General features: G+C 62.2%; 22 protein-coding genes and 1 CRISPR repeat array. Of the genes, 8 read left to right on the forward strand and 14 right to left on the reverse strand.

Features of this window, described 5'->3' with window-relative positions; genetic code table 11:
* Window positions 1–7 precede the first annotated feature (7 nt).
* The 5 genes from NUH19_RS02705 to NUH19_RS02725 form a co-directional block, all read right to left on the reverse strand.
* On the reverse strand, window positions 8–1,057 hold the full coding sequence (locus tag NUH19_RS02705; protein WP_420844661.1) for a Gfo/Idh/MocA family protein: 1,050 nt from the start codon (window positions 1,055–1,057) through the stop codon (window positions 8–10).
* A 28-nt stretch (window positions 1,058–1,085) separates the two neighbouring features.
* Window positions 1,086–2,066 carry a sugar phosphate isomerase/epimerase family protein gene (locus NUH19_RS02710; RefSeq protein ID WP_262315026.1) on the reverse strand — a complete coding sequence of 327 codons (981 nt, stop codon included), beginning with the start codon at window positions 2,064–2,066 and terminating at the stop codon, window positions 1,086–1,088.
* Window positions 2,063–2,812, reverse strand: a complete 750-nt coding sequence (locus NUH19_RS02715; protein WP_262315027.1) for a sugar phosphate isomerase/epimerase family protein — start codon at window positions 2,810–2,812, stop codon at window positions 2,063–2,065. The genes NUH19_RS02710 and NUH19_RS02715 overlap by 4 nt, the downstream gene beginning before the upstream one ends.
* On the reverse strand, window positions 2,812–3,528 hold the full coding sequence (locus NUH19_RS02720; protein ID WP_262315028.1) for a ThuA domain-containing protein: 717 nt from the start codon (window positions 3,526–3,528) through the stop codon (window positions 2,812–2,814). Before NUH19_RS02720 ends, NUH19_RS02715 begins: the two co-directional genes overlap by 1 nt.
* A gap of 504 nt (window positions 3,529–4,032) precedes the next feature.
* The gene (locus NUH19_RS02725; protein WP_262315029.1) at window positions 4,033–5,100 is read right to left on the reverse strand and encodes a Gfo/Idh/MocA family protein; all 1,068 of its coding nucleotides are present in this window, start codon (window positions 5,098–5,100) and stop codon (window positions 4,033–4,035) included.
* A gap of 113 nt (window positions 5,101–5,213) precedes the next feature.
* Here NUH19_RS02725 and NUH19_RS02730 point away from each other — a divergent pair, with 113 nt between their 5' ends.
* Window positions 5,214–6,089, forward strand: coding sequence for an AraC family transcriptional regulator (locus NUH19_RS02730; protein WP_262315030.1), 876 nt, complete (start codon window positions 5,214–5,216; stop codon window positions 6,087–6,089).
* A 104-nt stretch (window positions 6,090–6,193) separates the two neighbouring features.
* On the opposite strand, the gene NUH19_RS02735 is transcribed toward NUH19_RS02730, so the two are convergent.
* From NUH19_RS02735 to NUH19_RS02750, 4 genes are all read right to left on the reverse strand, one after another.
* Window positions 6,194–6,877: a YczE/YyaS/YitT family protein gene (locus NUH19_RS02735; protein ID WP_262315031.1), complete on the reverse strand. Its 684-nt coding sequence runs from the start codon at window positions 6,875–6,877 to the stop codon at window positions 6,194–6,196.
* Between the two features lie 272 nt (window positions 6,878–7,149).
* Window positions 7,150–9,426 carry a glycoside hydrolase family 3 N-terminal domain-containing protein gene (locus NUH19_RS02740; protein ID WP_262315032.1) on the reverse strand — a complete coding sequence of 759 codons (2,277 nt, stop codon included), beginning with the start codon at window positions 9,424–9,426 and terminating at the stop codon, window positions 7,150–7,152.
* A 94-nt stretch (window positions 9,427–9,520) separates the two neighbouring features.
* Window positions 9,521–10,927, reverse strand: coding sequence for an ABC transporter substrate-binding protein (locus NUH19_RS02745; protein ID WP_262315033.1), 1,407 nt, complete (start codon window positions 10,925–10,927; stop codon window positions 9,521–9,523).
* A gap of 121 nt (window positions 10,928–11,048) precedes the next feature.
* Window positions 11,049–12,029, reverse strand: a complete 981-nt coding sequence (locus NUH19_RS02750) for a sialidase family protein (protein WP_262315034.1) — start codon at window positions 12,027–12,029, stop codon at window positions 11,049–11,051.
* A gap of 396 nt (window positions 12,030–12,425) precedes the next feature.
* Between NUH19_RS02750 and NUH19_RS02755 the strand changes: the two genes are divergently transcribed.
* The 4 genes from NUH19_RS02755 (at window position 12,426) to NUH19_RS02770 (ending at window position 16,532) form a co-directional block, all read left to right on the forward strand.
* Entirely contained in the window at window positions 12,426–13,991 is a 1,566-nt protein-coding gene (locus NUH19_RS02755) for a BglG family transcription antiterminator (RefSeq protein WP_262315035.1), read from the forward strand.
* Between the two features lie 106 nt (window positions 13,992–14,097).
* The gene (locus NUH19_RS02760) at window positions 14,098–14,505 is read left to right on the forward strand and encodes a MerR family transcriptional regulator (RefSeq protein WP_262315036.1); all 408 of its coding nucleotides are present in this window, start codon (window positions 14,098–14,100) and stop codon (window positions 14,503–14,505) included.
* Window positions 14,498–15,688: a MalY/PatB family protein gene (locus tag NUH19_RS02765; RefSeq protein ID WP_262315037.1), complete on the forward strand. Its 1,191-nt coding sequence runs from the start codon at window positions 14,498–14,500 to the stop codon at window positions 15,686–15,688. The genes NUH19_RS02760 and NUH19_RS02765 overlap by 8 nt, the downstream gene beginning before the upstream one ends.
* Complete coding sequence (locus NUH19_RS02770; RefSeq protein WP_262315038.1) at window positions 15,675–16,532, forward strand: DUF3737 family protein; 858 nt, start codon at window positions 15,675–15,677, stop codon at window positions 16,530–16,532. The genes NUH19_RS02765 and NUH19_RS02770 overlap by 14 nt, the downstream gene beginning before the upstream one ends.
* A 114-nt stretch (window positions 16,533–16,646) precedes the next feature.
* Here the strand turns inward: NUH19_RS02770 and NUH19_RS02775 are convergent, their stop codons facing one another.
* The 5 genes from NUH19_RS02775 to NUH19_RS02795 all read right to left on the reverse strand — a co-directional run bounded on the left by NUH19_RS02775 (window position 16,647) and on the right by NUH19_RS02795 (window position 22,704).
* Entirely contained in the window at window positions 16,647–17,192 is a 546-nt protein-coding gene (locus NUH19_RS02775) for a GNAT family N-acetyltransferase (RefSeq protein WP_262315039.1), read from the reverse strand.
* A 9-nt stretch (window positions 17,193–17,201) separates the two neighbouring features.
* Entirely contained in the window at window positions 17,202–18,215 is a 1,014-nt protein-coding gene (locus NUH19_RS02780) for an aldose epimerase family protein (RefSeq protein WP_262315040.1), read from the reverse strand.
* Between the two features lie 323 nt (window positions 18,216–18,538).
* Window positions 18,539–18,993: a CRISPR direct-repeat array (repeat unit 28 nt; unit sequence GGATCACCCCCGCACATGCGGGGAACAC).
* Window positions 18,994–19,102: 109 nt separating this feature from the next.
* Window positions 19,103–20,257, reverse strand: a complete 1,155-nt coding sequence (locus tag NUH19_RS02785; protein WP_262315041.1) for a PIN/TRAM domain-containing protein — start codon at window positions 20,255–20,257, stop codon at window positions 19,103–19,105.
* Between the two features lie 429 nt (window positions 20,258–20,686).
* Complete coding sequence (radA, locus tag NUH19_RS02790) at window positions 20,687–22,063, reverse strand: DNA repair protein RadA (protein WP_262315042.1); 1,377 nt, start codon at window positions 22,061–22,063, stop codon at window positions 20,687–20,689.
* A gap of 101 nt (window positions 22,064–22,164) precedes the next feature.
* Window positions 22,165–22,704, reverse strand: coding sequence for a dCTP deaminase/dUTPase family protein (locus tag NUH19_RS02795; RefSeq protein ID WP_262315043.1), 540 nt, complete (start codon window positions 22,702–22,704; stop codon window positions 22,165–22,167).
* Between the two features lie 132 nt (window positions 22,705–22,836).
* On the opposite strand from NUH19_RS02795, the gene NUH19_RS02800 reads away from it, so the two are divergent.
* From NUH19_RS02800 to NUH19_RS02810, 3 genes are all read left to right on the forward strand, one after another.
* Window positions 22,837–23,124, forward strand: coding sequence for a GNAT family N-acetyltransferase (locus NUH19_RS02800; RefSeq protein ID WP_262315044.1), 288 nt, complete (start codon window positions 22,837–22,839; stop codon window positions 23,122–23,124).
* Window positions 23,125–23,314: 190 nt separating this feature from the next.
* Complete coding sequence (locus NUH19_RS02805) at window positions 23,315–24,655, forward strand: C1 family peptidase (RefSeq protein WP_262315045.1); 1,341 nt, start codon at window positions 23,315–23,317, stop codon at window positions 24,653–24,655.
* A 259-nt stretch (window positions 24,656–24,914) separates the two neighbouring features.
* On the forward strand, window positions 24,915–25,493 hold the full coding sequence (locus NUH19_RS02810) for a hypothetical protein (RefSeq protein WP_262315046.1): 579 nt from the start codon (window positions 24,915–24,917) through the stop codon (window positions 25,491–25,493).
* Window positions 25,494–25,505: the final 12 nt, after the last annotated feature.

A 25,505-nucleotide genomic window follows, 5' to 3' on the forward strand; every position in this document is an offset into this window, starting at 1 on the left:
TTGTGGGCTATTCGAATGGCTGGGTCTGATGGGTTGCGGCGGCCTTGAAAATCACCGTGATCAGGCGCAGGACCCGCAGCACCTCGGCGTTTTGCACGATGCGCTCACTTTTCCCATTGAGCACCTCTGCGACGTTCTCGTAGAAGCTTGGCTCAAGCGGCACCCCGGCCGGGAGCGGTTCGCGGCGAATCGCGGCCTCAGTCGGCGGCGCCATGGTCTTGGTCAGCCCGACGCCGGCCTGAATCGGCTCCGGGGCCGAGGTGTCGATGCCGGTGGCGACGACCACCTCACCGCTCAGGTCCCAGTCGGTGATCTGCGCCGTGCCTTGTGCCCCCTTGACGTACCAGCGCGGCAGCTTGATGAAGTTGGTCGTGCCGACCTCGACCACCGCGGTGATGCCGGAGGCCCAAGTCAAGGTCGCGGTGAAGCCGTCGTCGCAGTCGTTGCCCAGCACCTGGCTGGTCTCGGCCGACACCCGCACGATCGGCCCGTCCAGCAGGTACAAAAGTTGATCCAGCAGGTGAACGCCCCAGTCGAGGATCATGCCGCCGCCGTACCGCTTGTAGTGGCGCCAGTCGCCGGGGATGCCGTTGGCGCCGTGGACGCGCGACTCGATGCGAAAGACCTCGCCGGCCTGTTGCTGCTTAACCAGCGCCGTCACGATGCGAAAATCGGGATCCCACCGGCGGTTTTGGTGAACGAAGAACTCGCGGCCGACGCGCTTGGCCACGGCCAGCACCTCCTCAAGCTCCTCCGGCGACATCATCGCCGGCTTCTCGCTCAGCACGTTCTTGCCGGCCTCAAGCGCCTGAATGGCCAGCGGCTTGTGGCGGTCGTTCGGCGTGGCGACCAGCACCAGGTCGATGTCCGGATCCGCCAGCAGCGCTTCGTAGCTGTCATACGCCTTGAAGCCGTCTGCAACGATCGCTTCCTGGCGCTTGGGGTCGATGTCGTAGGCCCCCTTGAGTGCGACGTTGGGTTCGGCCGCGATCAGGTTCCGGGCGTGGTGCGAGCCCATGCCGCCGTAGCCGACGATGCCCATGATGATTTTTTTCACGAGATTACTCCTTTGTTGATTGAACGCATTAAATCGTGTCGCCGGTCCACCAGGTCGCCCCGGGGGTCTCTTCGATCAGGCAGGACTTGAGGTTGGCGACGGCGCGGTGCAGCCCCTCGTCGACGGACATCAGCGGGTCCTCGTGCTCGATGGAGACCACGTAATCGTAGCCGTACAGGCGCAGGGCAGAAATCATGTCACGCCAGTCCTTGAGCCCGTGGCCGTAGCCGACCGTGCGGAAGGTCCAAGCGCGGGTCTTCAGCGACTCGTAAGGCTGCATGTCGGTCAGGCCATGCATGTTGATGTTGTCTTGATCCAGGTAGGTGTCCTTGGCGTGGAAGTGGTGCAACGCGCCGGCCGCCCCCAAAATCTTGATTGCGGCGACCGGGTCGATGCCCTGCCACCACATGTGACTCGGGTCGAGGTTGCAGCCGATGGCCGAACCGGTGGCGTCGCGCAGCTTCAGCATCGTGTAAGGCGTGTGGCAGAGGAACCCGCCGTGCAGCTCGATGCCGATCTTGATCCCCGCGGCCGTGGCGACGTCGTTGATGCCCTTCCAGTAGGGAATCAGGCGCTTTTCCCACTGGAACTCGTAGGAATCGCGGTACTCCGTCGGCCAGGCGATGGTCGGCCAGTTGACCTGGGTGTCGGTTTCGTTGCCACCCGAGACGCCCGAGAACTCGTTGACCACCGGCACGTTCATCAACTCGGCCAGCTTGATGGTTTTGCGCAAGGTCTCGTCGGCCTGCTTCGCCACTGCCGGCAGCGGCGAGATCGGGTTGTTGTGGCAGCTCAAAGCCGAGATGGTCAGCCCATGCGCCTCGACCTTGGCCAGGTACTCGTGGCGCTTGTCGGCGCTAGCCAGCAAGGCATCCGGATCCAGATGCGCGGTGCCGGGGTTACCGCCGGCGCCGATTTCGATCGCCTGCAGGCCCAGGCTCTGGGCCTTGTCCAGCATGTCATCGAAGGACAGCGCGTTGAAAACCGGGGTGAAAACACCTAACTTCATCGTTCAACCTCCTTGATCAGATTGTTGAGGTACGTCGCGTTCTTGGCCGCGGCGACCAGCGGCTCGTCTTGGGCGAAGGCCTCCTGCTCGACCACCAGCCACTCGATGCCGTGAGCCTTGGCGAACTCGGTGTACTGGCGCAGCGGCAGGTCGCCGGTGCCCAGCTCGACGCTTTGGCGCTCGCCGTCCAACGTCTTGAGGTCCTTCATGTGCAGCATCGCGACGCGGTCTTGGTGAGCCTCAAGCCAGGCCATCACGTCGATGCCGGCGTAGGCCAGCCAGTAGACGTCGACCTCGAACTTCACGTGCGTGGTCGCCTGGTACATGCGATCCAGCAGGTCGACGCCCGGGAAGGTCATGAACTCGTGGCCGTGGTTGTGGTAGATCAGCTCGTAGCCCAGACCGTGGGCCTTTTGCCCCGCCTCCTCCAGCAAGGCGAAGGCGTGATCCCACGCCTCAATCGTGTCAAAGGCCGCCCAAGGCACGATCAGGCGCCGGTTGCCCAGCGGCCGCTCGTAGGCGATTACGGCCTCAAGGTGTTCGACCAGCTGCTCGTAGTTCAGGTGGGAGCCGGCAATTTGCATCCCCGCGTCCTTGACCGTCGCCCGCAGCGCCTCGGCCGGTTGATCGAAGTAGCCGGCGAATTCGACGCCTTGGTAGCCCATTTTGGCCACCTGCTCGATGGTGGTGATCGGTGCCTGCTGCATCGCGGCGCCGATGCTGTAAAGCTGCAATCCGGATTTCATCAGTCTAAGTCCTCCAATGGCTGGTAGTGATCAAACACGCGCGGCCGCGGGTCGTCCGGGGCACACCACCGCACCGCGTTTTGAATCACGCGCTGCACCTCCGGCAGGTAGTAGCTGCGGAAGGTTTCGTGGCCCGGCTGGAAGTAGAAAATTTTGCCGTTGCCGCGGTGGTAGGTCATGCCGCTGCGGAACACTTCGCCGCCCGGGAACCAGGAGATGAAGATCAGGTCGTCCGGTGTCGGCACGTCGAACTGCTCGCCGTACATCTCCTCTTGCGGCAGCTCAATGTGGTCGGGAATGCCGGCGGCAATCGGGTGGCTCGGCTTAACGTTCCAGATTCGCGCGTGGTGGCCGTCTTCGCGCCACTTCAGGTTGCAGGTGGTGCCCATCAGCTTCTTGAAAATCTTGGAGAAGTGCCCGGAGTGCAGCACGATCAGCCCCATGCCGGCCATCACGCGGTTGTAGACCCGGTCGACCGTGGCGTCTTGGACGTCGCCATGCGCCATGTGGCCCCACCACAGCAGGACGTCGGTGTCGTCGAGCACGCTTTGCGGCAGCCCGTTGTCCGGCTCGTCCAAAGTCGCGGTGCGAACCTGCACGTCCGGCGCCTCGAGGAAGCTCGCCAGCTGCTTGTGAATGCCTTCGGGGTAGACGGCCTGCACCGCCGGCTCCGACTTCTCGTGCCGAAATTCGTTCCAGATTGTGACTTTAATCAATGTGTTTTCCTCCAATTCAATTAACGCAAGGGGGCGAGCGTCCTGGATTGTGTTGAAAGTCCGGGCTCCGGCCCGTGCCGACCAATGCTCCGGCTCCGGGCCGGGGCGGCGGAACGCGTGGGGCTCTCTGGAGCCCGTGCCGGTCTCCAGACCCGCCCTTGCTGTAAGCCGGCAAATCCGGCCGACTAACAGCAATTTCACGCTGGCTCGCCTCGGCCCTCCGCCTTCGCAGTGATCGGCCCGCGCCTCCGCCCTACACAGCGGTCAAACTGAAATCCGCTGCCGTTCGATGCGCGTATGACGAGATGGTTGGGTTGAGCTGCCACCCGGACTAACCTAGGCCACCCGTTCCGCTATGGGTGCCTCGTGCCACGCTCTCATCGTCGGGCTACGACGGGCAACGCGGAAGCGCATAGCTACGCCGCGTCGCCCGGGGCCAAACCCGGGCCCCAAGCGCCACGGCTAGGCTATGCGTTCCGCTAACTGCGCCCGGCTCCGCCCTGGTTAGAACACCACCGGTTGGCCGGTCTTGGCCGACTTGTAGATGGCCTCGAGAATCTGGGTGACCACCAGGGCCTGCTCAGGGCGTACCAGTGGTTCGGTGTCGTTTTCGACCGCCGCAATCCACTGCCGGGCCTCGGTCAGGGCCGGGTCGTCGCCGGCGCCGTCGAAGAAGGCCACGCCGCCGGTGCTCAGGTCGATTTCCTTTTGGTACAGGGTCGAGTGGTCCTCGCCGTTGATGGTCAGGCCGTGGTCCATGTCGGCACCGCCCTTGTTGCCGCACAGCGTGGTCTTGGCCTCCTTGACGTCCAGGGTGTTCAAGGCCCAGCTGGATTCAAGGAAAATCGTCGCGCCGTTCTTCATCTTGACGAAGCCGAACGCGGAGTCTTCGACCGTGAACTTCTTGGGATCCCACGGGCCCCAGGCGTTGGCGGAGTTCGGGTTGTCGCCCAGCTCGCGGTAGGTCTGGCCGAGCACCATCGCCGGCTCGTAGTTGTTCATCATCCACAAGGTGAGGTCCAGCGCATGGGTGCCGATGTCGATCAGCGGACCGCCGCCTTGCGCCTCGTGGTCTAGGAAAACGCCCCAGGTCGGCACGGCACGGCGCCGCACCGCATGGGCCTTGGCGAAGTAAATGTCGCCGAGCTGCCCTTCCTCGCAGGCCTCGTGCAGGTACAAGGAGTCCTTGCGGCAGCGGTTCTGGTAGCCGATGGTCAGCTTCTTGCCGGTGCGACGGGCTGCGTCCAGCATCGCCTTGGCCTCGGCCGCGGTTTTGGCCATTGGCTTTTCGCACATGACGTGGCAGCCGGCCTCAAGCGCCGCGATGGTCAGCGGGGCGTGGGCGGCGTTGGGGGTCAGCACGTGAACGACGTCGAGGTCCTCCTTCAAAAGCTCGCGGTAGTCGGTGAACACCTTAGCGCCGGGAACGCCGTACTCCGCCGCGGCCTTTTCGGCGCGTTCGGGAATCAGATCACAAAAGGCCACCAGGTCAACGTCCAGTTGGTGCAGGGAAGGCAAATGCTTGCCGTTGGCGATGCCGCCACAGCCGATGATGCCAATTTTTAATGTCAATTCCGTTCATCTCCTCGATTGTTTTAATCGAGTTCATTATAATGTGAAGGTGAAGCGCTTTCCTCCCCGGTGCTTGACGCTATTTTCCCGAAAAATGACCTTTGGAGGTCGCCATGTCCACTTACATCGAGATTCCCCCCTGGCACGAACCCCTGACCTTCCGCGCTTTCCCCGACCTGGGACTGGGCCCGGTCGCGCCGCACCGGCACAAAGAAATCGAGATCATCCAGGCCGTCGCCGGCGCGATTCGCATCGGGGTCGCCGGCCGGGTGGTGCAGCTCAACGCCGGCGACATTTTCCTGATTGCCAGCGGTCAGCCGCACTACTTCCTGCCGGCACCCAACTCGCTGAGAAACGTCTACCAGTTCGACCTCGGCGTGTTCGACACCCAGGCGATGCAGCGGTCGGTCTCGGACCTCGCGCGGCTGTTCACCACCCGCCGCCCCTGCAGCCAGGACTGGCCCAGAGCGACGGTGGCGGCGTTCAACCGGGTACTCAACGCCTTGTTCGCCGCCGCCCAGGACCCGCTGAACCGCCTGGCGGTGCTGGGTCACCTCTACCTGTTGCTGGACCTATTGGACCAGGCGGTGCCGCCTTGCGCCGCCCCGGCCGGCGACGACGGCGCGGCGCTGCGGGCTAAAACCGCGATGCAGCAGCTCAACACGATTTACGATTACATCGATGACCACTACGAATCGGAGATCACGCTGACCGGCATCGCCAGCGTCTTGGGCTTCAACCCGCAGTACTTCGCGCGATTTTTCAAGAAAAACACCGGCACCACCTTCGGCCGCTTTTTGACTGACTACCGCCTGATGAAGGCCTGCTTCCTGCTGGTCGACTCGGACGACCCGATGCCGATCGTCGCGGCCACCTGCGGCTTCGGCAGCGTCAAGACCTTCCACCACGCCTTCAAGGCCTACATGGGCGTGGCCCCGTTGAGCTACCGCCACCGCATGCACCAGGCGGCCACCGACGCGCAGGCGTAAGCCACCTGTCAGGCCGGGGCCACCCCAATGACCGCTCGCTGCCAAGCCACACCAAAAACGCTGGCCTCCCGTCATTTCGGGAAGCCAGCGTTTGGTGTGAGTGATTAATCCTGCCGGTTGACGATGACACCGTCGATGTGGCGATGCTTTAGGGCCGGGAAGATGTGCAAGTCGGCCCAGCCGACGATCGAGCCCTGGCAGATCAGCGCGAAGGCCGTGCCGAGGTTGACCGCCCACACGCGGTGCGTGAAGACGGCCGACAGCGCGATCAGGGTCAGCGGAATCAGGTAGGTCCCCCACTGCGCCAGCACTGCGCGGCCCTTGAAGAACTTGAACCGCACAATCTGCATCATGTCATCGTTAGGGTGAACCATGATGTTGACGCGCTGGTACAAAGACACCGCGACGCCGACCAGGCTGATGCCGGCAAAATCCAGCAGCACCCGGGCCCATAGCGGCAGGCTCTGCACCGGCGTCAGCTGAATCAGCCGCGTTGCCCCTTGCACCAGGTAGGAGAACGGCGTCATGAACACCAGATTGCCCACAACCCGCCGCCACTGCAGCTTGCCGATGATCAAGGCGTTGGTGATGATCACCGCCGCCCCCATCAGCATCATCATGTTTCCGAGCGACATCCCCGTGGCGTGGCTCAGGTTCACCGAGCTGGCCGTCCAAAGCGCCGATCCCAGGTTCAGGCAGACGGTCAACCCGTTGCCCAGCGCGTTCAGCGTGATTGACAGCAGCAAAAATCCCGCCAGCTGCCAGCCCCGCCAATCCCTTGTGTCCATCACTTGCATCCTTTCTGGGCGACCGGTCCACACCAGTCGCCTTACACGGGTAGCTTACCACGAAGTCGGCGGCGACCCAAGGCCCAATGTCAGCGTTTTCTCGGTGGTGGACCGGACCAATCGTGCTCGCGCCGCCGCCGGTCGCCGGGGCCGGCGCCGCACATTTTAGCCCACTCTTTCGCCGCAGGAACGATAGGTCTGGCGCCGACGCGGTGGTCGCGGCATTCAAAAACGGCAACCAGCCCCTAGGTTGGTTGCCGTTTTCGGCGTCTTTAGGCGAGCTTGATGGTCGCCTGCTGCGCGGCCGTCGCCGTTTCGAAGGTGATGGTGGTCGGCAGTGCCGGGTGCATGTGGGCATCGGTGTAGGCCAGCTCGGCGTTGGTCACGGTCAGGGCGACCGTGGTGGTGGCCCCGGCCAGCACCTTGACGCGGGTGAAGGCGGCCAGGCGCTTCTCCTGCGGTAGCGCCGTGGTGCCGCGCTGCTTCATGAACACGATGACCGGTACTATCGCCGGCTCGCCGCCTGGGTTGGTGACGGTGGCGGTCACGGTCGCCTGGCTGCCGTCGTAAGCGGCAGTCAGGCCGGTGACTGCGGCCTGCGAGTAGCTCAGGCCGGTGCCAAAGGCCAGAAGCGGCGCCCCGCTTTCGTCGAAGTAGTTGTCGTTTTTGGCGACGTGTCGCTGGTAGTAGTACACCGGCAGCTGCCCGACGTTTTGTGGGTAGCTGATCGGCAGCCGGCCGGTCGGCTCGGTCGCACCGAACAGCAGATCCGCCACCGCCTGGGGGCCGCACTGGCCCGGGTACCAGGCGACAAGCACCGCGTCGGCCAGCTGCATGACTTCGCGGATGTCGTAGGGCCGCCCCTGCACCATCACCGCGACAATCGGCTTGCCGGTGGCGTGAAGGGCGCGAAGCAGCCGCAGCTGGTCGCCGCCCAGGGTGAGGCTGGCGACGTCCATGTTCTCGCCGGTGTCGGTGTTGGCCTTGACGCCGCCGCTTTCCAAGGCGCCGTTGCTGAGAAACTGCATGTCAAAATCGCGGGCACTGGACCCGCCGAGCGTCAGCACGATCACCGAAGCCTTGGCCGCTGCGGCCAGCGCCTCTTGGATCAGGTGGTCGTCGGGCTCAACAACCCGCACGGCCGAGCCCAGCGCCGTCGTGACGCTGCCGGCGTAGTCGTTCAGCGCCTGAGGCAGCGTCCGGTAATGCTCGGGCAGCTGCGGTCCGGTGTAGTCCCCCAGCCAGTGGTAAATGTTTTGGACGTGCGGCCCGATGGCGGCGACTTCGGCGCCGCGGGTCAGCGGCAGCAGGCCGCGGTTTTGGACCAGCGTCACGCTTTCTTGGGCCAGCACCAGGTTGTTCGCCCTGGCCGTCTTCGCCAAGGCCTTAAAGTCGGCTTCAGTGGTTTCGGCCACGTAAGGGTGATCGAACAGCCCAAGCGCAAACTTGGTGGCCAAAACCCGCGCGACGGCGGCGTCGAGGTCGGCCAGCACGTTGTCGTCGGCCTCAATCGCGGCTTCAATCTGCGTGTAGACGTCGTCCCACAGGCTGAGGTCGACGCCGGCGTGAAGCGCCTTGGCCGCGGCCACCGCGACGCTGCCGTACAGGTCGGTCAGCCGATCAAGCGCGGTGCCGTCGGCCATGATCAGCCCCTGGAAGTGGTGCTGACCGCGCAGCTGCGCCGTCAATAGCTCGCGGTTGGCGTGGCACGGCACCCCGTCGATGTCGTTGTAGGCCGCCATCACGCCGATCGCGTGCCGCACGGAATCCAGCAGCGGTGCGTAGACATCGGCGAACTCCCGGGCCCCCATCGGCACGGTGCCGGAGTTGTGGCCGCCCAGCGCCTCGCCCTGGCCGATCAGGTGCTTGATCACCACGCCCATGTGGCTTGCGGCGTCTTTGGCCACCGGCCGGTCCCAGAAGTCGTCTTGAATCAGGTCGCCTTGGAAGCCGGCGATCACGGCCCGGGTGTAGGCGTTAGTCAGCGTTGGGCTTTCGCCGAAGGTCTCTTCGGCGCGGCCCCAGCGCGGATCTTTCATCAGGTCCAGCGTGGAGACCAAGGCGAGGTTGACCCCCTTGGCGCGAAGCTCCTGGCGCTGCAGCGACGCGCTTTGCTCGATCAAGGCCGGGTCGAAGGTGTTGCCCTTGGCCAGGTTGGTCGGGTAGACGGTCGCATCAAGCGCCTGGTGGCCGTGCGGCGCCTCCTCGACGATTAGCGTCGGGATGCCCAGCCGCGAGTGGTCGATCACGTAGCGCTGAATCAGGTTGGCGAGCTTAGCCGACTCCCAGGCCCGAACGCCGGTCTGATAATCCTTTTGGCTCCAGGGATCGGCGCGAAAAACGCCGTACAACGCGCCAAGCCCCGCCCCCCAGGCAACGTGTTGCTTGAAGTCTGCGGTCAAGCCGAACCCGTCTTCGGTGCGTTCGTAGCTCTGCCAACCGTACAGGTGCTGGTTGACCTGGCCGATTTTCTCCTGCGTGTTCATGCGGCCCAGCAGGTCCTTGACCCGGGCGCGGATGGTCAACGTTGGCTTTTGGTATGGAAACATTGTGTTCCTCCTTCATAGCTGCAAAAACACCGCGTTCACCGCCATAAGTCGGTCAACGCAGTGTTTTCGTGTAGGATGTTCAGATTAGCTCAGACTACTTCTTTTCGGCAAGCCACTTGTCGTACTGCTTTTGCAGCAACTTTTGAACCTTGTCGTAACCCGCGGCCTTGAGTTCTTTGTTCATCTTGGCGATGGTTGGCAGCGGATCGGCGGTCCCGGTGTTCAGGATGTCGTTGTACTTACTCATGACGTTGGTGATGTTGGACATTTCGGTCTTCACAGACGTCGTGTCAGGCATGAAGCCCAGCGCTGCGGATTCCGCAGTGTTCTTGATGGATTCATCACGCTGCTTGACCTGCGCATCGGTGACGGTGTTCTTGGTGTAAAGCAGCTTGTTGTTACCGGTCATCCAAGCACCGTAGTAGGTGTCGGCCTGGTAGCCCTTGAGCGTCTTAACCTTGCCCTTGGCCTTGTCGGTGAACTGCCACTGCTTGCCCTGGATGCCCCAGACCATGGTGTTCAAAAGCTTCTTGTTGGTGTTGATCGCGTTCAGCACCTGAACGGCTTCCTTCTTGTGCTTGGAAGTCTTGGAAACCACGTAAACCGCCATTTGGGCATCGGATGAAGACTTGTAAGGCTTGGCGATGTTGATCGTCGTGATCGGCTTGCCCATCGCGGCCGTTTCAAGCGCGGAGTTGCCGTAGTCGTAAGGGCCAACGGCTTCAGTCCGCAGGAACCAGGTGTCGTCCGGCAGGTTGTAAACCGTGGTGGACGTTGCGGCATCCTTGGCGATGTAGCCGGCCTGGTACCATTCGTGCATGGTCTTCAGGTTCTTTTGGAGCTGCTTGGTGTTGTACTGGTTGATGACCTTGTTGCTCTTGCCGCTTTGGTCAATGGCAAAAGGCAGGGTGTTGGACAGTGGGAACTCGTAGCCTGGGTCGATGGTGATGTAACCCTTAGACACGGCGAACGGGGTGACCGAAGGGTTGGCCTTGTGGAACTTGGCCAGCAATGGGGTCACGTCCTGCAGGGACTTCACGCCCTTGGTGGAGATGTTGTCCTTCTTCAGGAAGTTGCCGTTCAGGGTAACCGTCTGGTTGATGAAGGAGTTCGCGTTGGTTGGGAAGCCGTAAATCTTACCGTTCCAGGAAATCCCTTGCCAGTACGAAGGGTCCACGTTGTCGTAGGCCTTCTTGGCGTACTTCTTGATCAGGCTGGTCAGGTCGGCGTAGGCCCCGGTTTGCACGGTTGCCTGGTACTGCTGAGCAAAGGCCAGGTCGAACGGATCACCGGAAGTCAGCATCACGTTGAACTTGGACTGGTAATCGCCCCAGCTGATCGGCACGATCTTCAGTTCAATGTTCGGGTACTGCTTTTGAATCTGCTTGTTGATGAGCTTGGTCATCTCAGTGTTGTTCTTCAGCTTGTTGCCGGGCCGGTACATCGTGACCACGGTCTTTGCCTGAGAACCGCTACCACTCTTCCCACATGCAGCTGCCATCAGGCCAACTGCGCAAAGCGATGCGGCCAAAGCCAAACCTTTCGTCCACTTACGCATCATAATTCCTCCCTAGAGTTTACCAAGTTACAAGCGGCCCAAACCGCTTGCAGTCGAGATGTTGTCAAAGCGTCGCCGCGATCCGCAGGTGCCAAAACGCGATGGTCGCCCGTTTCCAACTGTACGTGACGTACACGTCTTGGCCGCTGGCCACAATTGCCGGATAAGAGAACTCCGCTGCCACGATGTTCTTATCCGCCGGCACGTGGTCGAGCCACAGCAACGGGTCAAAATGCCGCCCGTCGTCGGTAGACGTCGCCAGAACCATCGGCGTCCGGGCCGCCCAGTTGCCGCTCACCGGATTGTGGGCGAGCACCAGGGTCCCGTCGGCCAGCCGCGCCACGTCGATGCCGCAGTTGTTGTTCGGCACGTCCAACGCGTAGGCCTGGGCCCAGGTGCGGCCGTCGTCCTTGGAGTCGCTGCGAAAAACGTAGCCCTCCGAGCTGCGCATCAGCATATGCACCGTGCCATCCGCCGACTGCCAAAGCGTCGGCTGAATGATGCCGGTGCCTTGCAGGCGGAAGCGGTCGAGCGGCACATTCGCTGAGCGCTGCCAGGTCGTGCCGTCGAAGCGATCGACAAAGCAGTTCCACTCGCCAGCCTCGGTCGAGGCCGGCGCCAGCAGGTCGCCGCTTTGCAGCCGCAGGCACTTGTTTTTGACCGGGCCGCGGCCGCCATGGTCGCCGGCCACTAGCTCACGTGGTTCAGACCACGTGGCGCCGCCGTCGCGTGATTGAATGACCAGCGTCTGCCAGGTGGGAATCTCGGCGCCACGCTTGTAAAACAGCGTGATCAGACCGTTCTCCGCCAACAGCACCGGGTTCCAACACGCGACCGGCGCATCGGCTACCTTGCGTGGTGCAGACCACTGATGGTCCTGCAGGGTGGCAAACCAGATGGCCACGTCTGCGTGGCCTTCCTCGCTGCCACCGAACCAGGCGACGCCGATCACGCCGGGCGCCAGGACGGCAACCGTCGAGGCGTGGCACTGACCTGCGGGGTGCGGTGCAAAAACGTGCTCGTGCTCCAGAACTTGGACCTGCATAATGCCTCCGCTGCCGCGAATCACTCGCGACACTTGTTCAACATCTTCCTCATGTCGGCAACGCGCAGGCGTCGCACGACTTGAGTACTCTTTATTTTTATGCCCAAACGGCGCGTAACTCAACCGAAAGTGCTTTCACATTTTGTGGCACCGCCAACATAATTCGTTAATATATTTTACAAACTAGCTTGAGACTAGATTTACAGACGGATTGGTCTACGCCATTCGCCGCGGCCGCCGGCGACCGTGCGTGGCGAGAACGTCGAAATTGGTTTAGTCCAATATTTGGCTAGCCAAAACTTGTCCACACAGGTGGTTGAACGCGGCCTCCTCCCGCTTTGTCCGTTGTTGTATAATGAGGTATCTTCTCATTTGAGGCCACGAAAGGAGGTCGCCATGCTCGACGCCAAACAGATTCTGATCATCGACGCGCTGATCCAGTCGCCAACGCAGGGCAAGGCCCAGCTCCAGTCGGCCCTGGATCTAACCGGACGCCAGGTCGATTACGCCATCGAGAAGCTCAACCAGCTGCTGGCCGGCCAGAAGCTGCCGCAGCTGGCCGCAGACGGCCCGGCCGTCACGCTGGCCCCCCAGGCCTACCGCTACCTCCTGGACCTGCGCACCACCGACCGCCTGATTCGCCTGGACACCTACGCCCTGAACGCCGACGAACGCCAGCTGTTTTTGACCTTGATGCTGGCCTGCCACGGCGAGTACCTGGCCTTGGTTCACCTGACCGACGCCTTGCAGGTTAGCCAATCGACCATTTCCAAGGACCTCAAGGCCTTGAGCGCAAGCCTCAAGTCAAGCCACCTGAGCATCTCCTACGACCGGCAAAACGGCTACCGCCTGACCGGCTCCGAACGTAACATCCGCGCCTTTTTGATGGACGTGATCGTTCACGCCAGCGCCAGGCACCAAACCGGGCTGCTGCGGCTGTTCGCCAAGCTGATTCAGCCGCTGGACCGCCTGGCCAACCTGCGACTATTGCGCGACCTCGCCGGCGACCACGGCATCCCCTTCACCGAACACCGGCTGCTTGAGCTCAACGACCTGCTGCTGTTTTTGGTTGGGCGGCTGCGCCTGGCGCCGAACTACCTGCCGCGCGGCGTCGACGGCGCCGCCTTGGTTGACCTGCCCGAGCACCGCTTCGCCCAGGCGCTGCTGGCGGCGCTTGGCATCACCCAACCGGTGGCCGTGCAGTACGTCACCTTGCTGGTGTTGTGCCTGGCCAGCGGCACCGCGGCTCGCGGTCGCATCGACGACCAGCTGCGGCCGCTGGCGACCCACCTGGTGCGGCGCTATGCCGCCATCACAATGACCCACTTCGCGGATGAGGCGGCGGTGGTCGCGCAGCTGTACTCGCATTTTCGCGGAATGTACTTTCGGTTGCGCTTCAACTACCCGGTCGCCAACCCGCTGACGGCCCAGGTCAAGGCCGCCTACCCCAAGGCTTTCGCCGCGGTGGCGTCGGTCTGCTCGGACCGCACCGAAGTCGGACTAGTGCCGCCGGCCGAGGTCGCCTACCTGACCATGCACCTGGTCGCGGCCAGCCGCGGCGTAACCGCACCGCGGCCGACCCAGCCGACCGCCGCGTTCTACTGCCCCAGCGGCCTGGGCGTCGGGCAGCTGGCCCTGCGCATGCTGACCACGCTGTTTCCCAACCTGACCTTTCGCGCCTTCACCAGCCTGCCGGCGCTTGAGGCCGCGAGCTTCGACCTGATCTTCACCACGTCTTACACCAGCCGCCTGTACCTCTTGAACAAGCCGTGCTTCGTGGTCAGCCCGTTGATGGCCGCGGCCGACAAGCACGAGCTGGTGCAACACGTCAACGCTCACCTGGCCGCCACCGTCGCGGCGGCGCCGAGCCTTGATGCGATCATGGCCGTGATCGCCGACACCGTCCCCGACCCGGCGCTGGTCGCCAGGCTGCGTCAGAAGCTTCGCACCAGCCTGTTTTGACCCACTCGCCCCTGTACAGGGGTGTTTTTTTGCAGAAAATGGCCGAACGGGGTTGCCTTAAAGTCCCCTCCAAGGTTTAGGATAGAGGAGAAACGGAGGCGACATCATGAACATTCAAGCCGTGGCCGACACGCTGGCCGTGTCGGCCGACACCCTACGTTACTGGGAACGCGTCGGCGTGATTCCGCCGGTGCCGAGAACGGCGGCCGGCTACCGCACGTACGGCCCCGCCGAGCTCGACTGGTGTAACTTCGCCAAGTGCATGCGAAACGCCGGCGTCTCCATTGAGGCGCTGTGCGACTACATCGCGCTGTACCAGGCCGGGCCGCAAACCGCAGCCGCTCGCAAGCAGCTGCTCCAGACGCAGCTGACCGTCATCGCGGCCAGGCTGCAGGCGGTGCAAGGCACCTACGACCGGCTGGCCGCCAAGATCGAACACTACGACGAAGCCGACCTGAACCCCTTCGCCCATCACACCCAAAACACTCAGGGAGGCACAATCCAGCATGTATGATTTCACCAGCACCATTGACCGGCGCCACACGGATTCCATCAAGTGGTCGGGCGAGCCCGGCGAGCTGCCGATGTGGATCGCCGACATGGACTTTCAGGTCGCACCGGAGATTCAACAGGCGATGCAAGACAAGGTCGCTCAGGGCGTGTTCGGCTACGAGGAGCCTCACGCCGACTACTTTCAGGCCGTCAGCGACTGGTACGCCCAGGAACACCACGCCACGCTTGACGCCGACTGGCTGCTTTTTGCCACCGGTGTGATTCCGGCCCTGTCGGCCACCCTGCGCCGCGTCACCAACGTCGGCGACAGCGTGGTGGTCACCGCGCCAGTGTACAACATGTTCTACAACTCCATCGAAAACTCCGGCCGCCACACGCTCAGCTCCGATCTCGTGTACGACCCGGCTGCCCACACCTACGCAATCGACTTTGCAGACCTCGCGGCCAAGCTCGCGCAGCCGTTGACCACCGCGATGGTGCTGTGCAACCCGCACAACCCGGTCGGTCGCATCTGGACGCGAGCCGAGCTGACCCGCATCGCCACGCTGTGCTCGCAAAACGGCGTCACCCTGGTGGCCGACGAGATCCACGGCGACCTGCGGCTGGGGACGACGGATTACGTGCCGACGTTCAGTCTACCGGCCGCCCTGCGCGACCGCCTGGTGGTGCTGTGCTCGCCGAGCAAGACCTTCAACGTCGCGGCGCTTCACGCGGCCACGGTGATCGTGCCCAACCCGCAGCTTCGCGCCATCGTCGCCCGGGGCCTGGGCACCGACGAGGTCAACGAGCCCAACCTGCTGGCGATTCCCGGCACCATCGCCGCTTACACTCAAGGTCACGCGTGGCTTGCCGCCTTGCGCGAGAAGCTGCAGGCCAACCTGGCGCTGGTCCAAAAGCGGCTGAGTGAGGCCGAGCTGCCGATCGCGCTTGTGAAGCCGGATGCGACCTACCTGCTGTGGCTGGACACCAGTGCCATCAGCCACGACTCGACTGGCCTGGCCGCCTTTTTGCTCGCAGACACCGGCCTCAAGGTCAGCGCCGGGGCCGACTACCGCGGCAACGGCCGAGACTTCCTGCGGCTGAACATCGCCTGCCCGACCCCGCTGCTCGAAGACGGGCTGGCCCGGCTGACGCGGGGGCTGCACGACTGCCAACAACGAAAGGATGCACATGACCAACTATAACCAACAATACTTCACCGGCGAACGCGCGTTGTTTGCGACGCACGACGCCACCATCACCGATTCCACCTTCGCGGCCGGCGAGTCGCCGCTCAAGGAAAGCGCCAACCTCACGCTGCGCCACGATGTGTTCAAGTACAAGTACCCGCTGTGGTACAGCCAGCACGTTCGGGTGAGCGATTCGATTTTCGAAACCATGAGCCGCTCCGGCATCTGGTACACCGACGACATCACCATCACCGACTCGACCATCCAGGCCCCCAAGCAGTTCCGCCGCAGCGGCCACATCACGCTGCACAACGTTCATTTGGCCGACGCCCAGGAGACGCTGTGGCACTGCCACGACATCGTGCTCGACCACGTCCAAGCCAGCGGCGACTACTTCGGCGCCAACAGCGAGAACATTCGCGTCTCCCACCTCGATCTGGTCGGCAACTACGCCTTTGATGGTGCCAAGAACGTCGAGGTGCATGACGCCACCTTCGTGACCAAGGACGCCTTTTGGAACTGCGAGAACGTCACGATCTACGACTCGACCATCAACGGCGAGTACCTCGCGTGGAACACCAAGAACCTCACCTTGATCAACTGCACCATCGAATCCGACCAGGGCCTGTGCTACATCGACGGGCTGCGGCTGGTCAACTGCAAGCTGCTTCGCACCGACCTGGCCTTCGAGTACTGCCGGGACATCGACGCCGAGGTGGTCAGCCACATCGATTCGGTCAAAAACCCGATTTCCGGTCGCATCATCGCCGATTCGATTGGCGAGCTGATTCAAGACGACCCCCACCTCGACAAGCGGCTGGTCACGATTCAGGAACGCCACAGCCGCGCGGCCTCGTAGCCGCGCCGAGGCGGTCCTAACGCACTCATGACGCCACCACCTGTCCCCATGCCAAACCAAAGAAGCCCCCACGCGCCGTAATCATGCGTGTGGGGGCTTCTTTGCCAGCGCAATTCAATTGTCGGACGGTGCCTGTAACGCCTGCCACTCGGCTCGCGTCAGGCCGACGCGGCACAGGTCGCGCAGCTCACCGCGCAGCAGGAACCCGCACCGCGCCGTGCCCTCCGGCTTCATCCCCAACCGGGCCAGGACGCGGCGGGAGGGGTCGTTGCCCTGCACGTACTCCGCGAAGACGTACGGCGCCTTTTCGCTGGTGAACAGGTAATCAAGCTCTAGCCGCAGGGCCTCGGTCGCGTAGCCGTGGTGCCAAAAATCGGGGTGAAACAGGTAGCCGCACTCCCAAGTGCCGATCCACTGCTTGCTGGCCGTCATCACGCCGATCAGCCGCTCGGTGGTTGGCAGAATTACCGCGAGGCTGCCGGCGTTTGGGGGCAGGTAAAACTTGGCGAAGCTGCCAATCGCCTCTTCTGTGGTCTGCGGCCGCTGGTAGCCGAACGCCCCCCAAGCCATCGCACCTTGGCTTTGCACCAGGGCCAGGTAGCCGGGCCAGTCCTCCGGCCGCGGGCTGCGCAGAATCAATCGCTCGCTTGTCGCTTCCATGGGGGTCGCCTAGTACGTGAACGCGTAGCGAATCTGCTCGTGGCGCGAGGTGCCGGCGGCCAAAGTGGCCTGGGTGAGGCCTGGGTCAACCAGCCCCGCGGCGCTGGTCTGCGCCTCCATCGCGATGCCGACGTGTGGCCGCGACTGGTGGTGCAAAAAGTGCAGCTCGTCGCCGAAGTGGTTGGAGGTGAACACGACCACCGCGTTGCGAGCGGAGTACATCGTCACCTGGCGCTGGCCCTGGCTCAAAACGGCCACCGGCTCGGTGGCGGCGTGGTCGTCAATGGCGAACACGTCGTCCAACCCGGCTTCCGGAATCGTCTGCAGCTCGCGCAGTGCCGGCCCGAGCTGCCGCGGCTCGCGAAAATCGTAAGGCGTGTCGGCGTTGGCCACCACGGCGCCGGTCAGCACCTTGGACGGCTCAAGTTCGTAGTGGCTGGCCGCGGCCAGTCGCAGCGTGTGATTTTCAATCGTGTCGTCGGCTGCGTTCAGGTTCCAGTAGACGTGGTTGGTCGGGTTGAACACGGTCGTCTGGTCCGTGGCGCCGGTGAAGTCGATCACCACCTCGTCGGCGGCGGTCAGCGTGTAGGTCACGCTGACGTCAAGTGTCCCGGGGAAGCCGTCGGTCTCGGGCGTCACGGTGCGAGTGAAGGTCACGTGGTCTGCGGCGGCATCTGCCTTGAAAAACAGCGTGCTGAAGCCGTGGGGACCGCCGTGCAGCGTCGTCGTGCCTTCGTTGGCCGGCACCGCCACCGGTTGGCCATCCAACACCAGCTGACCGGCGCCAATGCGGCCGGCGAAACGCCCAATGGCCTTGCCGAAGTAGCCATCCGGCTTCGCGTAGCCGGCCAAGTCGGTGTTCAAAATCAGGTTCTGGTGCGACCCGTCTGGCGTCGGCACATTCAGCGCATGCCAAGTGGCGCCGTAATCCAGCACCGTGAGTTGCACCCCGTTGCGATTCTCAATGGTGTAAGCCGTGACCGCGTGGCCGGCGACCTCACCGAACTTATCTGTTGTCAGCATGATTGACCTCCATGAGTAATGTCTCACCGGTAGCTTACCACGATGGCGGCGCTTTCCCAAGTTGCCGCGTTGTGACATCGCGGCAGGTTCGTGAGGAAAACCGGCAAAAAAACACCGCCACGGCGGCCGGTGACCGGAGTGGCGGTGGAAGTGGCGCCTGCTTATCGAATTAGCCTTGAGGTTAGGCGACCGGTCGTCGATTGCGCCGGCCACTCTCCACCGCCAAGGTACTTGTATTATTGTATTCCGGAATACAATAATACAAAGGCCCCCGCAGAGGCGGGGAACACTCTGGCACTGACACCTGGCCTGACCACATCGGAGAATCACCCTCGCGTATGCGGGGAACACCCGTCGTGGGTGTCACCATTGTGGACGATGTAAGGATCACCCCCGCACATGCGGGGAACACAGCTGGGCCACGGTGCGGTCGATGCCCGCGATGGGATCACCCCCGCGCATACGGGGAACACCTTTGGCTTGCCAAGCTCTGGCGCTTCTTCCAGGGATCACCCCCGCGCATACGGGGAACACAAGTGCTTAGGTACTGTTCTGTCTTCATCTGTGGGATCACCCCCGCACATGCGGGGAACACCGTGAGGAAAACGTCGATAGCGACGGCATCAAGGGATCACCCCCGCACATGCGGGGAACACAACTCAGCTGTGGTTTGGCAACGAAAAGCTGGAGGATCACCCCCGCACATGCGGGGAACACCACCCAGGCGGACCCGACAAGTGCTTCGGCGTAGGATCACCCCCGCACATGCGGGGAACACACTTAACAAATCCCACCACACCGGCATTCGCTCTTCTCTATTTTAGCATTTTGCGTCAACTGGTGTTCGCTAAAACGCCCCGCAATCATCGCGATTGCGGGGCGTTGGCTTACTTGCGGGTCGGCTTCTTGCCGGCTGGCTTGGGATCTGGATTCTGTTCGCGAAGCGACTTTTGCTGATGGGCCGGCTTGGCGAAAATCATGCGGCCGGCCGCCGTCTGGATGGCGCTTGTGACCACCACGTCGAGCGGCTTGTTGATGTAGAACTGGCCGTCTTCGACCACGACCATCGTGCCGTCCTCGAGGTAGGCGACGCCTTGCTGACGCTCGGTCCCCGACTTGATGACGGTGACGGTCAGGCCCTCGCCCGGAATCAGGTCCGGCTTCAAGGCGTTGGCCAGCGCATTGATGTTCAGCACCGGCACGTTTTGGAACTGGGCGACCTTGTTGAGGTTGTAGTCGTTGGTGATGACCACGCCGTCCAGCAGCTTGGCGAGCTTCAGGAGCTTGGAGTCGACCTCGGTCATGTCCTCGAAGTCACCGTCGTACATCTCGACGTGGATGTCCGGGTCGGCCTTCATCTGGTTAATGATATCAAGCCCTCGGCGACCGCGACCGCGCTTCAAGGCGTCGGCGGAATCGGAGATCAGCTGCAGCTCATGCACCACGAAGGTCGGCACCAAAAGCGTTCCTTCGATGAAGCCGATTTTGGCGATGCTTTGCACCCGGCCGTCGATGATGACGCTGGTGTCCAGCAGCTTGAACTTGCGATAGTTTTCACCGGCGCGACGCTCCAGCACCTCGCCGGATTCCGGCTCAGGCTTTTTGCCTCGAGCATTGAACAGCTTGCGCCACTCGTCGCGGCGGGTCGTCCCGGTGCGAAAACCCAGGTAGCCCAAGACGAGCATCAAGACGATGGAAACGACGGTCCCCCATGGCCCGGGAAGATTGGATGTGGTGATTGAAATAAGGGCTGCTAACACCAGGCCAACGATGGTACCTAAGCTCCCGAAAAGCAGGTAGCTCGGCGATTGATTGCTGAGGTAGGTCTCGACCGCCTTGAGCTGCCGCAAGATCCAGCCGGCGGAAAGCTCGGCGAGAATCAGGAAAATCAAGGCGCCGAGCAGGGCATCGACGATTGGGTTGGTCAGCCAGGTCACGTTTTCGACGTTGAAAAGATCCCACAACGCTGGCAAAACCCCAAGCCCGAGGCCGACTCCGACCAGAGCGAAGATAATAGAAATAATGCGTTTCTTAGTATTCATGGAATTCCTCCTTTCAAGAGAGGGTGGAACGCGGCGAATTTAGCGGGACGGCTAGCCTAGCCGTGGTGCTTGGGACCCGGGCTTGGTCCCGAGTGCCGCAGCGTAGCTAGCCGCTCCCGCGTTGCCGCGTGGAACCCGTTTAGAGGGTGGAACCGAGCGCCTTTAGCGGAACGCATAGCTTAGCCGTGGCAGTCGAGGCCTGGGCTTGGCCTCGAGTGACGCTGCGTAGCTATGCGCTTCCGCGTTGCTCGGTGGAACCCGTTTAGAGGGTGGAACGCGGCGAATTTAGCGGGACGGCTAGCCTAGCCGTGGTGCTTAGGACCCGGGCTTGGCCCCGAGTACCGCGGCGTAGCTAGCCGCTCCCGCGTTACCTCACATTCCACCCTGGTTTGCGGCCTAACTCGCTCGAAGTGCGGCCGCGGATCGACGTCAGTCGCGGCCGCCCAGGACCTTTTGGAGGGCCTCGCCGACGCTTGTGACGCCTATCACTTTGATTTTATCACGGGCAGTGAAGCCCTGCAGGTTATTCTTGGGCACAAAGATGCGGGTGAAGCCGAGCTTGGCGGCCTCCTTGATGCGGTCCTCGATGCGGTTGACGCGCCGCACCTCGCCGGTCAGCCCGATTTCGCCGACGAAGCAGTCGGTCGGCGGAATCTCCTTGTCGCGGTAGGAACTGGCAATCGCCATCGCCATCGCGAGGTCGATGGCCGGCTCGTCCAGCCGCACCCCGCCGGTCGCCTTGAGGTAGGCGTCTTGATTTTGCAGCATCAGGTTGGCGCGTTTTTCCAAAACGGCGATGATCAGGCTGACGCGGTTGTGGTCCAGACCGGAGCTGGTTCGCTTGGCGTTGCCGTACATCGTCGGCGTCATCAGCGCCTGCAGCTCGACTAGAATCGGCCGGGTGCCTTCCATTGATACGACCACAGCGGAGCCGGTCGCCCCTTCCAGCCGCTCGTCGAGGAAAATCTCGCTGGGGTTGGCGACCTCCGCCAGACCCGACTCGTGCATCTCGAAAATGCCGATCTCGTTGGTCGAGCCGAAGCGGTTCTTGACCGACCGCAGCATCCGGTAGGTGTGGTGCATGTCACCCTCGAAGTACAAGACGGTGTCGACCATGTGCTCGAGGATTTTCGGCCCGGCAATCGCGCCTTCCTTGGTGACGTGGCCGACGATGAAAATCGTGATCTGGTTGGTTTTGGCGATGCGCATCAGCTCGGCCGTCACCTCGCGAATCTGGGCGACGGAGCCGACCGCAGACGACATGTCCGGGACGTTCATCGTCTGGACGGAGTCGATGATCACGTAATCCGGCGCCATGTCGGCAATCGCCGCGGTGATGCTCGGCATGTCGGTTTCGGGGTACAGGTACATCCCCGAGTCGCCGACGCCCAGCCGATTGGCCCGCATCTTAATCTGGCTGGCACTTTCCTCCCCCGACACGTACAAGACCTTGCCGCCGGCCTTGGCCAAAAAGCCGGAGACCTGGGTCAAAAGCGTCGACTTGCCGATGCCGGGGTCGCCGCCGATCAGGATCAAAGAACCCGGCACGATGCCGCCGCCCAGCACCCGGTTGAGCTCGGACAGCTCGGTTTCCACGCGCTTTTCCTTCTTGAACTGCACGGCATCGATGCGTTCCGGCCGCACCCGGCTGCCACCGGTGGTGGTGCGAGGCGCCGGCTTGGGGCCGCTGCTCAGCGTCTCTTCGACCAGTGAGTTCCACGTGCCGCAGTTCGGGCAGCGCCCGAGGTAGCCTGCGGAGATGTACCCGCAGTTCTGGCAGACGTACTGTGTTTTGGCTTTAGCCATGTGTCGACCTCCTAAAAAAATCGAATCGGGTGTGATGCCGCTGGCGCAAACACCTGGTGCCTGAAGCGGCCTCGGTTCGCTAAGCTGCGCGGCTTCGCCGGCTAAAACTTCGTCGAGCCGAAGCCGCCGGTGCGGGTGTTGGTGTTACCCAGGTCGCCGTCGGCCAAAAGGTATGGCATGAAGATGCCCTGACCGATGCGTTCGCCCTGCTGAATCACGACGTCCTTGGGCGAGAGGTTCACCATCTGAATGAAGATTTCGCCCTCGTTGTTGTCGTTGTTGTAGTAATCCGCGTCGATCACGCCGATGCCGTTGGGGATGATCAGGCCGCGCTTGAGCGGGTTGCTGGAGCGGTTGGCCAGAATCAACACCTCGTTGGGCTGCATGTAGGCCTTGACGCCGGTCGGCACCAGAAGCGGCTTGAGAATCTTGCCGGCGCGTTTGAAGTCGCTGTCGGTCAGCGGGTGCTCGTTTTTGATCAGGCGAAACAGGCGGATGAAGTCGTAGCGCCAGACACTTTTGAGCACGAAATCCTCACGGGCGAAAAAATCGTAGCCGGCGGCGTTTTGGGTCTGCCGCTCCGGCAGCTTGACGCCGGCGTCGGCGAACTCGGAAACAATTTCAAATCCTCTGGTGTGCATGTTTTCCTCCATAATGGTGTGCTTTTGGTCGCGTATCATTTTACCACGCCGCACCCGGCGAGTTCTGGTTCTTGAAAGAATTATAGCGAATTGTTACGATTACGTTGAACGACAATAAAGGAGGAAATGAGCATGGCATTCCAACACACGCCCAACCGCTACTTCATGACAGATGACGCCGGCAAGCTGGTCGCCGAGGTGACCTACCCGGACATCGACGACGGCCGCGCCTTCGTCATCGATCACACCTTCGTCGATCCATCGCTGCGCGGCCAGGGCATCGCGGCCAAGCTGGTTCGTGCCGTGGTCGACGAGGCCCGGACCAGCGGCAAAACCATCGAGCCGCTGTGTACCTACGCGAGACACGCCTTTGACACCACGCCGGAATACGCCGACGTGCTGCGGCCGACCGGCGAGTAGCCCGGGGGTGTGCGGGGCCGCACCGCAAACGCGTAATCAGGCAGCCCCTGGTGGCCACCCGCAAGCGGCACCCTGCCGCCGGTTAATGAGAATTGGCTGAGCGGCGGGGGTTTTTCGTTTTCATTAAGTGTGATACACTGGTCAGGTCTGTTAAAGATATCATCGATTTCTAATCAAAGGAGTGACTCTAATGTCTAAGGCTATTTCTGCTGAGAACATTTCCCAGTACCAATCCGCCCTTGAAAACACGCCGGCTAGCGACGTGCTTCAGCGCGGTGTGATGAACAACGGCATCTTGAAGTCTGCTGAAAGCACCCTGCCACAAACCACGATGGAGCAAACCTTCTCCATCGACCTTGAAACCGGCGCGGTTGCCAACCAGAAGCAGTCCGGCCGTTGCTGGATGTTCGCGGCGCTGAACACCATGCGCCACCAGATTCAGGCCCAGTTCAAGATCAAGGACTTCGAGCTGTCCCAAAACTACACGTTCTTCTGGGACAAGTTCGAAAAGTCCAACTACTTCTACGAGAACGTCATCAAGACGGCGACGGAAGACATCGATTCCCGCAAGGTGGCCTGGCTGATGGCCAACCCTCAGGGCGATGGCGGTCAGTGGGACATGCTGACGGCTCTGATCGACAAGTACGGCATCGTGCCGAAGTACGTGATGCCTGAAACCTTCTCCTCCAGCGCCTCCAACCAGATGAACGCGGTGCTGAACCAGAAGCTGCGCAAGGACGCGGTCACGCTGCGCGGCCTGGTCGCTGCCGGCAAATCCGCCGACGAAATCGAAGAAGCCAAGTCCAAGATGCTCTCCGACGACTACCGCATTTTGGCTTACTCCCTGGGGACCCCACCGACCAAGTTCGACTTCGAATATCGCGACGATGACAAGGAATACCACATCGACCGCGACCTGACCCCGAAGACCTTCTTTGAGAAGTACATCGGCTGGAACACGGACGACTACCAATCCGTCATCAACGCGCCAACCGCCGACAAGCCTTACAACCACCTCTACACGGTTGAAATGCTGGGCAACGTCATCGGCGGCCGCGAAGTTCGCCACCTGAACCTCGCGATCGACGACTTCAAGCAGATTGCCATCAAGCAGCTTGAAGCAGGCGAAACGGTCTGGTTCGGCTCCGATGTCGGCAAGGAATCCGACGGCAAGCTCGGCATCCTCGACACCGCGCTGTACGACAAGAACGCGCTGTTCGCCTCCGACTTCGACATGACCAAGGCAGAACGCCTGGACTACGGTCAAAGCCTGATGACCCATGCCATGGTCATCACCGGCGTTGACATCGTCGACGGCAAGCCAACCAAGTGGAAGATCGAAAACTCCTGGGGCGACAAGGCCGGCCAAAAGGGCTACTTCGTCGCTTCCGACGACTGGTTCGACAACTACGTCTACCAGGTCGTTGTGAACAAGAAGTACCTGCCAGCTGCCATCCAGGACACGATCAAGGCCGAATACGACCAGCCGACCGTCCTGAAGCCATGGGACCCGATGGGCGCCTTGGCCTAAGTTTCACCGAAGCACTCGCCAGAAGGCGGGTGCTTTTTTGGTCCCACCGACAGATTACGCCAAGGGTGAGCGACCGCCCCAATTATTTGCAAAACCGTGTGTCGCCGGCCGTGCTGCGTGTTATTATGTACCCATTGCGTCGCGTTACCGCACCGCAGGGCCGCTATTTTATTACATATCTGCAAGAATTGCAGTGTTTTTTATCCGGCGGTGCCGCAACGCGCGTGAGCAAAATTTCTGGTGTCTGGGAGGTTCCAACATGAATTCTGATCTATGTCCCTACTGCGGCTGCGTGGTGGGTTCCGGCCCCAAGGGTTGCCCCATCTGCGGCAAGTACTACGCCAACGCGCAGCCCAGCAACGCCGGCGGTGCCGGTGACGCCCTCGGTGGCCTGATTGGCAACGCGCTTGGCCCGATTGTGGTCATCCTGATTGCGGCGGCCGCGCTGCCGGTGGTGATTTTCAATCCCTTGGTCACGGGCCTGTTGATGTTCAAGTCGCGGCTGTTCAACTTCAGCCGCGTCGGCCGCTGGCTCGCCTTCCTGGGCTCGTTCGTCTACACGGCCTGGATCATCTACCTGTTCATCGGCGGCGTCGCGCATCCCGAGTGGTTCAACCCGACCTTCAACCCCACGCTGCTGGCCACGCAAAAGGTGCTGATCTACGGCATCGGGGCGGTCTTTGGCGCCGAAATTCTCTACCGCGCCTTTCGCCTGCACGACTTTCGCCGCGGCTTCATCCACCTGGCCGGCTGCTACGCCTTACTCGTCGCGATCAGCGCCTCGACGACCCTTTTGTTTTACGCCTTCAAGTGGGGCATCTTCCAGCAAGTGCAGTGATTGCACCAAAAC

The sequence above is a fragment of the Lacticaseibacillus parakribbianus genome (assembly GCF_025490915.1).
GTDB lineage: Bacteria > Bacillota > Bacilli > Lactobacillales > Lactobacillaceae > Lacticaseibacillus > Lacticaseibacillus parakribbianus.